Origin of the sequence: Psychromonas arctica, assembly GCF_038155225.1 — a bacterium.
Taxonomy (GTDB): Bacteria; Pseudomonadota; Gammaproteobacteria; order Enterobacterales; family Psychromonadaceae; genus Psychromonas; species Psychromonas arctica_B.
Window position 1 is genome coordinate 1 of sequence record NZ_JBAKBA010000049.1, and the last position, 13,532, is coordinate 13,532.

Annotated in this window: 10 protein-coding genes; 5 read left to right on the plus strand and 5 right to left on the minus strand. The window is 36.0% G+C overall.

Features of this window, described 5'->3' with window-relative positions; all coding sequences use genetic code 11:
• Positions 1 to 1,122 precede the first annotated feature (1,122 nt).
• A complete protein-coding gene (locus tag V6255_RS15860; RefSeq protein WP_341629028.1) occupies positions 1,123 to 1,620 on the plus strand; it encodes a PEP-CTERM sorting domain-containing protein in 498 nt (165 codons plus the stop codon).
• A gap of 384 nt (positions 1,621 to 2,004) precedes the next feature.
• A complete protein-coding gene (locus V6255_RS15865) occupies positions 2,005 to 2,520 on the plus strand; it encodes a hypothetical protein (RefSeq protein ID WP_341629029.1) in 516 nt (171 codons plus the stop codon).
• 177 nt (positions 2,521 to 2,697) lie between these two features.
• On the opposite strand, the gene V6255_RS15870 is transcribed toward V6255_RS15865, so the two are convergent.
• A complete protein-coding gene (locus V6255_RS15870) occupies positions 2,698 to 3,846 on the minus strand; it encodes a methyltransferase (RefSeq protein WP_341629030.1) in 1,149 nt (382 codons plus the stop codon).
• Positions 3,847 to 3,963: 117 nt separating this feature from the next.
• Here V6255_RS15870 and V6255_RS15875 point away from each other — a divergent pair, with 117 nt between their 5' ends.
• Together V6255_RS15875 and V6255_RS15880 are read left to right on the plus strand one after the other, a co-directional pair.
• On the plus strand, positions 3,964 to 5,049 hold the full coding sequence (locus V6255_RS15875) for a glycoside hydrolase family 18 protein (protein ID WP_341629031.1): 1,086 nt from the start codon (positions 3,964 to 3,966) through the stop codon (positions 5,047 to 5,049).
• Positions 5,050 to 5,149: 100 nt separating this feature from the next.
• Positions 5,150 to 5,749 (plus strand): PhnA domain-containing protein, encoded by a 600-nt coding sequence (locus V6255_RS15880; RefSeq protein ID WP_341629032.1) that lies wholly within the window; start codon positions 5,150 to 5,152, stop codon positions 5,747 to 5,749.
• A gap of 188 nt (positions 5,750 to 5,937) precedes the next feature.
• On the opposite strand, the gene pyrC is transcribed toward V6255_RS15880, so the two are convergent.
• The 4 genes from pyrC to pdsR all read right to left on the minus strand — a co-directional run bounded on the left by pyrC (position 5,938) and on the right by pdsR (position 11,787).
• Positions 5,938 to 6,969 (minus strand): dihydroorotase, encoded by a 1,032-nt coding sequence (gene pyrC, locus V6255_RS15885; RefSeq protein WP_341629033.1) that lies wholly within the window; start codon positions 6,967 to 6,969, stop codon positions 5,938 to 5,940.
• A 748-nt stretch (positions 6,970 to 7,717) separates the two neighbouring features.
• Positions 7,718 to 8,677 carry a coproporphyrinogen III oxidase gene (locus V6255_RS15890; protein WP_341629034.1) on the minus strand — a complete coding sequence of 320 codons (960 nt, stop codon included), beginning with the start codon at positions 8,675 to 8,677 and terminating at the stop codon, positions 7,718 to 7,720.
• Positions 8,678 to 8,761: 84 nt separating this feature from the next.
• The gene (locus V6255_RS15895; protein ID WP_341629035.1) at positions 8,762 to 11,080 is read right to left on the minus strand and encodes an ATP-binding protein; all 2,319 of its coding nucleotides are present in this window, start codon (positions 11,078 to 11,080) and stop codon (positions 8,762 to 8,764) included.
• Positions 11,080 to 11,787: a proteobacterial dedicated sortase system response regulator gene (gene pdsR, locus V6255_RS15900; RefSeq protein ID WP_341629036.1), complete on the minus strand. Its 708-nt coding sequence runs from the start codon at positions 11,785 to 11,787 to the stop codon at positions 11,080 to 11,082. Before pdsR ends, V6255_RS15895 begins: the two co-directional genes overlap by 1 nt.
• Positions 11,788 to 12,012: 225 nt before the next feature.
• Between pdsR and V6255_RS15905 the strand changes: the two genes are divergently transcribed.
• Entirely contained in the window at positions 12,013 to 13,281 is a 1,269-nt protein-coding gene (locus tag V6255_RS15905; RefSeq protein ID WP_341629037.1) for an OmpA family protein, read from the plus strand.
• Positions 13,282 to 13,532 lie beyond the last annotated feature (251 nt).

A 13,532-nucleotide genomic window follows, 5' to 3' on the forward strand; every position in this document is an offset into this window, starting at 1 on the left:
GCGAATTAGGCAAAGCCTAGTGTCATGAGCGGAGGAGCTCTGCGAGTCCTGTTTTTAGCTTGCAGGTTTTTTTGTGTTGGGGGTTGTCATTTTGGTTTCGAATATAAAGTCAACACACAACCGCCTGCAGGCTGAAGCCAGCGCCCCGAAAAGGAATGAATTACTGCTTTAGATTCTTGATTGAGGGTGTTTATCTTTTGATCTGGGGCGCATGGCGAATTAGGCAAAGCCTAGTGTCATGAGCGGAGGAGCTCTGCGAGTCCTGTTTTCAGCTTGCAGAGGTTTTGGTGTTGGGTTATGTGTCGTTTTTATTTTTCATCATAAAACCAACATAAAAACCTGCAGACTAAAGTCAGCGGCCCAAGGTCAAAGGATCAAATTCAACACACAAAAATTGCAGGCTGAAGCCAGCGCCCCAAAGTCAAAAGATCAGTATCGACACACAACCCCTGCAGGCTAAAGCCAACGCCCGAAGGCAAAGGATCATAATCAATCAACATAGCCAAAATTAACAAAAAAACTGTAGGCTAAAGCTAGTGTCCCGATACAATTTTCGACAATCAATTGATGTCTCATGCTTTTAAAAATGAAGAGATGCTGGCGTGAAAATGACTTAATGGCTAGCTAAAATTGGATTCGATAGTCATGGAGATCGTAATCAACGTTATAAAGCAGATAAGATATGTCGAAATACTATGCATTATTATCTGGTTATTATTTACTTTTTTTATTTTTGTATCTCGAATTATGTGTTTTAAGTTAAGACTATTTTATTATAAGTAAATTTATACCTATTTTTATTTTTTAAAACATTTCTTTATATATATTAAAATGACTTTTAAAGTTTAGGTCATTTACATAACTATTGTGCTCATAAGAAAGCGACAACTTCTTCTTTAAAGTCGATTTAACTTAAGATAATAAATTCTCAATGTGTTGATGTTTTTTACAATATTTTCATCTTATTGCTCTTTCATATTCTATCTAACTGTTAAACAAAACAAAAATATAGTGGCACGCTTGATGCAAAATCATACATGCTAATCATTAATATTTTTATATTTTATGATTTAATTTTATTAAGCTTTTTATTTCTTACATTGAATAGGATAGAGGTGGAATATGGACATATTTAAATTTTCAAATATTAAAAAAATAGGATTGGTATTAGGTTTGTTGTTTAGCACAAGCTCTTTTGCGGGTACTATTGTAGATGTAGTCTATCAAGATCAAGCGCTTAGTGGCTTTGGAAACTCAATTTCTTATCAACATGATATTACAGATGATGGATTTACATTCGGTAGTGCAACAAGTGCAAATTTAGCCATTCAAGTTAACAACCTTAGTTTCTGGGAGACACTGTTATTTCAAATTGATGAGTTTGATTTTGATTCGGGTGCAATTACGTTAGGCAGCGGCTATATAGGCGATCTTGAAGTCAATGCATTAGCCGCTCTTAATAGTAATGGCTTATTAGATGTGTTAGTTTATTCAGGCCCATTTACTAGTGTTAGAGTTGGTACTTCTACTTTAACAGTACAAGTGCCAGAACCAAGTACGCTATTGATACTAGGACTTGCAATTATCGGTTTAAGTTTACGCCGTCAAGGTCAACTTTAATCTATCATAAATATGACGGGTTAATGATTAGCTTACCCAATCGCTTTATGATTTAGCCTCGCTTTGAGTGAGGTTTTTTTATAGCTGTTATTTATGTCTGCTTTAATACGTCGAGGCTCGACTTTAGTCAATTTTCTTATTTTAAATAAAAATAGTTAAAATGAGCTCCTTAAATACGATTAATGAAATACGCTTTCAATCAAGGAGTAGTGTCTTTTATATGGCATCAGCTCTAACTCATTTTTATAATGGTTAAATAAAAATAATTTTTATAAGAGAAAAGGATTTATTTGTTTAGAATGTTGACTAAGGGTTGTAGAGGTTTAATGCTCAAGGTTTTAAACCTAACACTTATTTTTTATTCCGTTTGTTATAAGGTTAAACATGAACTTAGTTAAAGTACTGCCTGCATTAATGTTTATTTATGCAATACCGAGCGTTGCTGCAGAAGTAACAACGGCGCCATCTAATCCAACAACATCATCAATTACTGAAAAGAACTTATATGGTACTTGGTTATGTCAGCATGAAGTAGAAGAGCCCAATACTAAAATGTCGATTAAGGTAAATTATAAAATTAATTATCTAGCTAATGGTCAATCTAATGGCAGTGGTTATTTGTTTTTTAAAATTAATGGTATGCCTGAACTTAAGTACAGTGTGACTGATAATTCTACTTGGGTGCTTAAGGGGAATGAGCTTAATATTAAATCTAAAGATGTTAATTTTAAAAATGTAAGTCATCCTGAATTAGAAGCACTTTTAAATTTAAAAAAGATTTTACCAGCGACGGTTAATGAATCAGGAACAATAATGGCATTAACGCAAACAACACTTAAAGTTAAATCTACCTCTTATGGTGAAATGTATACGTGTGGAAAAGTAGTAACTCGAAGTTAAGCTTCTGATCTAATCGCGGAATATTAACTGAATGTACTTACTTAATTAATTTTTATTATTTGGATTCAGATGATAAGTAGTGTGAGATAAGAGTGAATTAAAAAAGGCTGCACTAAAACGAGTACAGCCTTTTTATTTTATAAAGACAGGTTACAACGGCTGTTTATTACGACAAGATTAATCGTATTTTACTGCACGTAAGACAACAAACTTTTTGTTTTCAGCAATCAGTTCACAATTACCAAAAATACGATCTAACTTGTCTTGGTAGTCTAAATGGCGATTACCAACAATAACCAACTCACCGTTTATCGCTAAACAAAAATGCGCGTCGTTAAACATGCTCCATGCGATATGGTCAGTGATGGTATGTTGTTGATGGAAAGGAGGGTTACATAAAATAAGATCATAGCTGCGTGCTTTGAAACCTACTAGACCATTATTAACAACAAAACGTGTATTATCAGAACGTTCTTCTTCGAAGTTTTTCAACATGTTGATACGTGCTGAATCAACCGCCATGTATGACTCATCGATAAAGGTAATTTGCGCTTCAGGGTAAGCTTCAGCCGCTGCCATGCCCACAACGCCATTACCACAACCTAAATCAACTACTTTAGTAAAGTCGCCTTCAGGTAAGTTATCCATTAAATAACGACCGCCAATATCTAAATGATTACGAGAGAATACATTTGCATGGTTATGGATTTTCCATTCTAGACGCTCTATTTCCCAAGTAATAGCTACTTCAGTTTCTGGGATTTCGTTTTGATCAGGCAAGCTAAATATTAAGCGTGATTTTTTCTTCGCTAATGATGTTTTAGTCGTACCGATATATTTTTCAAATAAAGCTAATGTAGATTTATGGATAGCATCGACTTTACCTGCTGCAACAATAATCGTATCTTTATCGATAACAGCACTTAATTGTTGTAGTTGATATTCTAAAAATGCCAATGTTTTAGGCACTTTAATTAACACAACTTTTGCATTAGTTGGTAATTCTTGCAAACTATCTTGAATTAATAGTGTCTCAGGAGTGCAATGGTTGCGTTGCATATTCAGTTTAATTGAACTAACTGATAAGAAAGAATCCGAAACAACGGTTCTTTCAATGTCATTAAAATAACAACTTAATGCACCGAAACCATCATTGATGATTAATAACTGCCCATCTTCAGCAACGTATTTACCAAGTTCATTTTCATTGAAATGATTGATCAGGTATTCATCTGCTGAATCCCACGCTTGTAATGTTTCATTCTTACGACGCGGGTGACGATGTAAAATTAAGGGTTTATCTGCAATTATTAATGCTTCATTCATAGCTTTTGCCTAATTTGGTAATTTATATAGAGTTAATTTACCATTTTAACTTGCTTGACCACTTAAGGTAAGTGATATTATCGACCATACCTAAAATGAATAAGAATAGGACGCTTCGTGACTAAAATTATAAGCTCAAATAAATTAATAAAAGCACTATTAATATGTATTCCATTGTTCACTTTAACTGCTTGTGATAACCAAGTTGATGACATAATAGAAGATATTATTGATGGCACAGATGAAACTGCATGTGGAGAAGATGTTACAACAGTTAATTTCAAGCAAATTGCTTATTGGTCTGTTAGCGATGAAGAAACACTTGATGATATAGATTTCGGCATGCTTACTCATATTATCTATAGCAAAATAGGTGTGGAATCTGATGGTGATTTGATTTTACCAACAGGTGACGATTTAGATGAATTTGAAGAGATGATTGAATTGGCACAAAATGTAGGTGTCTTTGCAATGGTTTCTTTCGGTAATTCAAGTGACTCTGCTTTTAATGCGATTGCGGCGAGCGATGCTGCTTTAGATAACTTTGCTGATAATGTTGAAGACCTGATTAAAGAATACGATTTAGATGGTGTTGATATTAATTGGCAATTTCCCGAAAATGATGATGAAGGTGACCTTTTTGAAGATCTCGTTAAAGAGATTTCTGAGGTAGCGGAAGATCAAGGCGTACTGTTTAGTTTTGTTGTTGATACAGGCCAAGATGATGATGCAACAGATGATGGTGTTCAAGATGATACGCTAGATTACCCAGATTTTATTAATGTGATGGCATTAAATACAACAGACAATGACGACTTACACTCGTCTCTAGAAGATGCTGAAGACGCAATAGAGTATTGGACAGATCGTTGTGTAGTAAAGAATAAGCTAGTATTAGCTATTCCATTGTATTCAGATGGCGACGGTGCATTAAGTTTTCGTGAAATAGCTGATGATGACCTTGATAATGTCTGTGTTGATGAAGCCGTTAACGTTGAAGATGAAGATGGTAATCGGTTTGATGATATTAACTATAACGGCGTTCCAACGGTTAATGATAAAACTGAATATGCACAGTCATTTGCAGGCGGAGTAATATTATCGTCATTAGAACAAGACTATTTTGAAGAAGGTGATTTTTATTCGATATTAGCCGCGGTTGATTGGCAAGTCGCTGGTGGACCGAATGATATTTGTGATTAATTGCTATTAATAATAAGCCTACTATTTCATGGTTTTTATTGTGGTTAAAAGGGTGCATAATAGCGCCCTTTATTTACCCTACTAACTATAAGGTCATATTATGCCGATCAATGCCGCTTTAACAGAACGTAGTAACGGATGCTGTGAATTATGTTCATCTACCAATGAACTGTCTATTTTTGAAGTGCCACCTGTTAAAGAACCTAATTCAGATAAATCAGTATTAGTGTGTTCTACTTGTTTCCCTCAAATTGAAAAAACAGTAGAGATGGATAATAACCATTGGCGTTGTCTCAACGATAGTATGTGGAGTCAAGTGCCTGCCGTACAAGTCACTGCTTTTCGTTTATTAACACGATTAAGTAAAGCGGGTGAAGTTTGGGCTCAAGACTTATTAGATATGATGTACATGGAAGACGAACAAAAAGCATGGGCTGAATATGGGGTTGCTGCAGATGAAATAGAAGCGGTTGCACCAACTCGTGATTCTAACGGTGTGGTTTTATTAGCGGGTGATAACGTTACGCTAATTAAAGATTTAGAAGTGAAAGGTGGTAACTTTACGGCTAAGCGTGGCACGCCAGTACGTAATATTTCATTAACTGATAACCCTGAACACATTGAAGGGCGTGTTAACGGAGTACGTATTGTACTGTTAACGACTTATTTAAAGAAAATGCCATTATTTGAAGATAAATAATCCGGCTATTTACTACGCTCTTTAAGTAAAAAAAGATGGTTAGATATAAAAAGGGTCATATTACATTATGTAATATGACCCTTTTTTATTGGCAGTATTATTTAATAAAAAGTATGAAACGGTTTAACAGTGGTTAGTATTAATAATTAGTTACAATAATTAGTTACTATTATTAACGACTTATTAATTTAAACTACTTTCCAAGTCATCTCTTCGTTTGCCTTGATAGGTACAACAACATCATTACCAAAAACTAATGTTTCAGGTACTGTCCAAGATTGTTTTTCTAAAGTAACAGTATCTGTGTTACGTGGTAATTCATAAAAATCAGGACCATTAAAGCTAGCAAAACCTTCTAATTTATCTAATGCGTTTTCTGCTTCAAAGACTTCTGCATATAATTCTAATGCTGCAAAGGCAGTATATGAACCAGCACATCCACAAGCTGATTCTTTAGCGCCAATTGAATGTGGTGCAGAGTCGGTCCCTAAAAAGAACTTTTTACTTCCGCTTGTTGCCGCTTTTACTAATGCTGTTTGATGCGTATTTCGTTTTAGAATAGGTAAGCAATAGAAATGAGGTTTAATACCACCTACTAACATATGGTTACGGTTAAACATTAGGTGATGGGCTGTAATGGTTGCACCCACGTTATCACTTGCTTTATTTACAAAATCCACTGCGTTTGCGGTAGTTATATGCTCAAGTACGATTTTAAGGTTTGGGTAATCAGCCACAATCGGTGCTAATACTTCTTTCAAGAAAACTTCTTCACGGTCAAAGATATCTACATCATGTGAGGTCACTTCACCGTGTACTAGTAATGGCATATTCACTTCTTGCATCGCTTGTAATGCCGCTTTGATATTATCTACGTTTGTTACACCTGAATCTGAATTGGTGGTTGCACCAGCAGGGTAAAGTTTTGCTGCATAAACGTGGCCAGATGCCTTGGCTTTTTTGATATCTTCCGCACTTGTATTATCCGTTAAGTAGATAACCATTAATGGTGTAAATGTGGCTGTTGGTTTTTCTGCCAAAATACGTTCACGGTATGCTAATGCGCTTTCAGTCGTCATGACTGGTGGCACTAAATTAGGCATCACAATGGCTCTACCCATATAACGACTGGTATCACGCACGGTATCTTTCAACACTTCACCATCGCGTAAATGTACATGCCAATCGTCTGGACGAGTAATAGTTAGTTTGCTGCTCATAAAGTGCTCCGCATAATAAAGGGGGAAAAGAATTGCACCGATTTTAGAAGTATCAAAAGGGTAAGTAAAGGCCTAGTTAAGGTTGTTGCGGATATAGGGGGAATGTAGATAAAGTCGTGCCGTAAAAGACGAAGTGTAAGAGGGGATATTTTATAAAATGTTATGTAAAGGAAAGAGTTTGTCTGAAGTTAATTAACAAAATGTTTTTAGCTCACCGCTTTTTATACCGATTACATTAAATAAGTTATTTTAACAAGTAAAATAGATAACTTAATTAGTGTGATTGGTATTATTATGTTGATTTTTATTTGGGGCACATGGCGAATTAAGCTATAGCCTAGTGTCATGAGTGGAAGAGCTCTGCGAGTCCTGTTTTTAGTTTGTAGGCTTTTACTGAATATAACATATGAATAAGCTCTTTTGATCTGAGGAGCATGGCGAATTAGGCTATAGCCTAGTGTCATGAGTGGAGGAACTCTGCGAATCCTGTTTTTAGCTTGCAGAGTTTTTGGTGTTAGGGTTTATGTTTTTTGTCTTTTTAGGAACAAACATCAACACACAAAAATCTGCAGGCTAAAGTTAATTTCCCGTAGTCAAAAGATCTAAAGTCAACACACAAAAAATGCAGACTAAAGTTAGTTTCCCGTAGTCAAAGGATCTAAAGTCAACACATAAAAAATGCAGGCTAAAGCCAGCGGCCCAAAGTCAAAGGCTTAACACCAACGCATCATTGCTTGTTAAAGAGTGATTACTTCAAGGTTGCGTAATGTTGGCGAATAGCTAATGCGATATTTGCTTTTATTTCAGGTGTGACGTGTACGCTTTTTTGTTTAGGGAGAAGATCAACTAATGCTTGAACTAATGGTTGTTGTGCTTCATCGGATAGCGCTATCCAACTTGCTAACAAGTCTCGGTTTATATAAGCAGGTAAAGAGCCTAGTGTACCGACATCATTTTGATTATGTATTAATAAGCCTGCAGTAGTGCCTTTGTCTAAGGTTAATACCTGGTAAAAATACAACGTATGGTAATCAAGTTGTTGTTGTAATTCACTATCAGAAGGGGGTGCTAAACGACTAAATTTCTCCTCTAGCAATGCGATATAGCAGTCAATCACTTCAGTGGCGAAATCAATAGAAAAGGCTTTGGGTGTTTGTTCGTTCCCAGTAAACCCTTCCAAATAAAAGTGGCTCACACCACGATGTTTATTTAAGGCAGGAATATAAAAATATTGATCGCCTTGCTCTATCCCGCTATCAAACCACTCGCCACTGACTTTTTTCAACATATCATTAAATAAAACATTATCGTTTGTGTCTTCAACTGCTGGATTTAAATCTGCCATTAAGCGCCAGAATTGCTTGCCGTTTTTAAGTTCTGTCCAACTAACATGAATATGTATTGAAGGAGCTAATGGATGTTGAGGGTGGATAATTGTTGATAATGCAGTAGCAGATAGAAAAGCTTTGTCAGGTCTATCTTCATATTGTACTTGCGATACATTGACTGACGCTCGGTTAAATATGGTATTAGTGCTCGCTTCAAATCGCTTACCACCACCATGAGAGCCGTTATCGCGTAGCCATTCCACACTTTTAAAACTGGTGCCAGTGGATAGTTTTTCTAATTTTTCTACAAAATAAAATTGTACTTTACTGAGTTGAGTTAATGCAAATTGAGCTTCATCTGAGGTAGCGAATACGCGCATTGAAAATCCTGTATTGATATAGTGTTAGCTATGTAAATATCTAGCTTTATAATGTAATCAGTCTATTTAACCAAACATCTTAATTTATAGCGCCAATAAGGGAAAGCGAATAGTGACGATCACTCCGGTTAATTGATGATTATTGTCAATCGAAAGCGTGGCTTGATGGTAATCACAAATCATCTTCGCAATGTATAAACCTAAGCCTAAATGTGTATCATGCTGTTGCGATGAAGGTCTGATAGACACCATTGATTGGAATAAGTCTTGTTGTTGATCTGTCGCTAATAACGGACCTGTATTTTCAATGGTTAACACCGCAGCGCTGTCTTTTTTAGTTAAGCTGACACTTATTGCTTTACCATCAGAGGAAAATTCAACGGCGTTATGGATGATTTTATCTAACAATTGTACCAAAAAGTCGGGATCGGCATTTACCAATAAACTATCTTCTCCTAAATCCTCAATGAAGTTTGATTGTTTATAAATCATGTCATAACCCTGTAAACAGCTATTAATCAGCATTTTTAGGTCGATAGTTTGTTTTTCACCTTGTTCTAAACTTTGTTCAATCCGGCTCGCTTCACTCATACTGGTCAGTATTTTATTAAGTCGGATGATTCCCTGTTGAGAGCGCTGTATGTACTTTTGTTGTTCATCGTTTGCAGGTAATAACGCTAAATTCTCAAGAGAAGATCTGACCACAGCAACGGGTGTGCGCAATTCATGAGATAAGCGTGCTGACAATTGCTCAACATAATGATGGTATTGGCCTAATCGTTTTACCATATCTGCCATGCTACGTGATAAATCTCCAATTTCATCACTGTGTTGGCTTGGTTTGAACTCTCCATTTAAACGCCCATTGTTATCGAGGATATGTTCGCTTTGATCGCGTAATAGCCGAATGCGTTTTACCACGGTAGAAATAAACAAAAATAGTAAAATACCTGCAATGAAAATGATAGCAATCAACACATTAAACATTTTCTCTAAAGCTTGATTTCGTAAAGTTAAAATCCCGTGATTTGTTTCTTCTGCAAGTACAACACCAACGACTTTACCGTTAATGAAGATGGGATGTGCAGCACTCAAAATCGACACTTTTTGATCGGAGTTTAACCGCCATTGTGTGGCTGCTTTGCCTGTGAGAGCCTCATCAATTAATTCATAATCGAGTTGTGTAGCGTTTTTTTGTGCATCTATAAAACTGTTGTCGGGTTTATCTAAGAGCAAATCATAAAGTGGCGATAATATTAATGATTCGATCGTTGACCAAAAGCTTGAAGGTTCATTTATTCCTTCATCTGTATTGGATCTAGAACTGCTCGACACGTTGTTGTTAGTATCGTCGTTATTAGCATCGTCTTTGTTAGCACCGTAACCATTAGAGATCTTGTTTTTTTCAGCCCCATTATAGTTTTCAGTCGAATTATTACCATCAGAGTAATAATCGCTAGGCCAGGTGCCGGTCGCTTGGTGAATATCTCCGGTTTTTGCTATCACGCGTTGCTGCCTATCTACCACCCACAATCGAGAACGGGTATGGCTCATGGCTAATAATATGTTCTCAATTTCAGGAGAAGGGATTAACACACTGCCGAGTTTATTGATGTCTAATAGATTAGAAGTGCTGATACTGTTATCAATATTACCGCTGTTGATAGTCGAACTCGTATTTAATTGAAATCCTAACTTATTGCCTAGTAATGACAGAGGGAGACGTAGTTCGATGTTATAGCCTTGTGGAGTGGACTTCCAAATACCTTGTATGGATTTTTCACGCGTTACGTTTGTGGCATAAATACTGTGTTGAGGATATCGATAACCATTGAACCAACCGTCTTCAGCGACGGAAATAATATAACGTTGTAACTCACCTTGAGGAGAACTCATGGCAATAATAAGATGATCGTTGTCCGTTATGGATGAGCTAATACTTTCACGCTTAACGGGTTGAGGGTTAAACACTTCAAAATAGGCATATAAATAACCGCCTTGCTTACCTAGCCATTGATTGAAACGTACATCATCCTGATTATGTTGAGTAGTTTCGCTGGTGGTATTTGAGTGAATGGCATTTGAGTAACTGTTGTTAAGCGTCTTAATCGCCGTCCAATCCTTTATATTACCATCAAGTAAAATAGGATCTTTTAAATCGTAAACATAAAGATCATGACCTTTCTTAAAATCAGCTATTGGTGTGTCATCTTCATTAAATAAACTAGGGCGTTCATGCAAGGCAGTTGCTACTGCGCTGGTTGTACCGAGCAAGGTTTGTTGTTGACCTAAACGTAAGAAGTTTTCCATCTCAATTACAAATTGATAGGCAAACCAAGGCAGCAATAACAATAAGCTACTGAGTGTTAATAACTTACTACGCAGCCCCCACTTAAACCTCATTACGCTTGTGCCTCTGGGGAAATATCCCAACGATAGCCCATACCATAAATAGCGGTTATTTCATCAAACGCGGAGTCTATGTGTATAAATTTTTTGCGGATACGTTTGATATGGGAAGTGATGGTATTGTCATCGACCACCATATTGGCATCGGTCATTAATTGTTGACGACTTCTGACGACACCTGACTTATTGGCTAACGCATGAATGATCCAAAACTCAGTAATAGTCACTTCAAGCAGTTGCTTATTCCAGCTAATTTGCATTTTGTCATTATCAATGGTTAAAGCACCACGTGTTAAAACAGAAGATTCTGTAGTTTGGATTGATTGACTTAATTCTGTACGTCTAAATAGGGCACTAATTCGTACCATTAAATGTTCTAAACCAATTTCTTTACTTAAATAGTCGTCTGCGCCTAAACGCAATCCTGAAATACTATCAAAATCATTATCACGAGCGGTGAGAAATATAATAGGAATCGTGGCCGATAATTGACGTAATTGCTGACACAATAAAAAGCCCCCATCATATTCATGGCCTAAACCAACATCAATAATCGCTAAATCAGGTAAACGGATTGTGAATGCCTGCATTGCTTGCTCTCTACCTTCGTAACCCTCTACTTGATAACCATAACGCGTCATAAGATCGGTATAGTTTTCTCGGATACTTTGGTCATCTTCAATAATTGCAATACGTTTCATGTTCGCTTTCATTCCTGTTTATTGGTTCATTTACTTATTTTAGTGATTCATTGTGGCGCTGGTGGAGCGTAAAAACAATCAAATAACCCCATTGCCATTATTTGAACATAATTGATCATTAGTTTGCCTTTTTTGCTCCCTAATTTTGCCATTTAGGTTTGTTGTAATACTGACATCTAAACAGCAGCCGAAGTTGCATTATTAATCTCAAAAGGGATAAACATTATGAATACTCGACCATCAAAAAAATCATCTCATCTTAAAAACACTATTGTTGGTGTCGTTGCGCTTTCTACTTTAACGGGAGGGTTGTTGTTATTGGAAGATTACCGTTCTAATAAAGAAGCAATGAAATTTTCTGAGCACTTGAGTCGTTATACGGTACCGGTAAAAGCAAATCATAATAGTCTTGATGATGAAAGTAATAATGCCGCTTTCTTTAAACGTACTCAAGACGATAGTCTGTTAACAATAGATGTTAATGATCAAGCTGCGATTGCAGAGCAAAATCTATTAACAGAGCAAGTGCAGTCTGCACAAATCTCGTCTGAGGTTAATCAATTAAACACAGACAATAATATCAATGCATTACAAGAAAATAAAAATGACGTAGCAGATGTATATTTCGCTCTATCTTCTTCAGTGATTGCGCCTGAATATAAGTTGGAGTTGGTCTCAGTAGCTGATCACATTAAATCGCAAACAACTAATAAAAAGTGGCAAGTAGTAGGGCACACAGATAAATCAGGCAGTGCAACTTACAACCTAAAGTTGGCTAAAGAGCGTGCAAAAAAGGTGGCTGATTTTCTAGTGAAACAAGGCGTCTCAGAAGAACAGCTCACCCTATTAACTTTAGGTGAGTACGAAGCGATGAAACTAGATAACAGTACCTATAACTATGGATTAAGAAAAGTGCGTGTTATGGAATACAAACCAGAAACACAAAAACTAGCAATTACTGTTCAAAAGCGTAATGAGAAAATCGAACAAAGACGTGTTGCGCGAATTGTGCAAATGAAGCTAGAGGAGCAAAGAAAACAGGAAAAGCAAACAAACTTGTTAGCTAAACAGCAAGAAAAAGTAACAAGTCATGAGCAGAAAAATACACCTATTAATATGCACGTTAACGATCCTGATACCGTACAAGTGAATACAGACTTACTGTTAGATGAAATTAACTTAGGTTTTGGTCAGCAGGATAATTCTGAAGCTAACTTAAGTCGTTCTAATTCAGACAATCCTAATTTAAGTGAGCCTAAATTTAGTAAACCTATATTTAGTAAATCTAAGTCAAATCAAAATACGACAAAAACAGTAGATGAAACGACAATACTTGAGTCAAATGAACAATTAAGAACAAACACCGAACAACTCAACTCAGATGAACAAGTGAACAATAAAAAAGAGGTGGATGACACAATAATAGAAAGTGCTCAAGTGTCATCAATAATTAACATATGGGCATTAGTGTCTACTACAGACTACTCACTGTAAGGGGATTAAAATGAACAAATCAATTATTCAACCAATGACAATTAAGCGTTTATTTAATATCAATGAATTAGTCAGTGCCACGGTGATATCAAGTACGAGTTTATTCTTTTTAATTTATTTTTTGATATAAATGAGTTCAATAAATCCTTCACCTTTTATAGCCTCAGCCTTAAAAGACTAAGTGATGCCTCTGTGTTTTTAGCTGGATGTTGCTTAGTCTTTTTTACATCTAAATCATTAAGTGATACTTT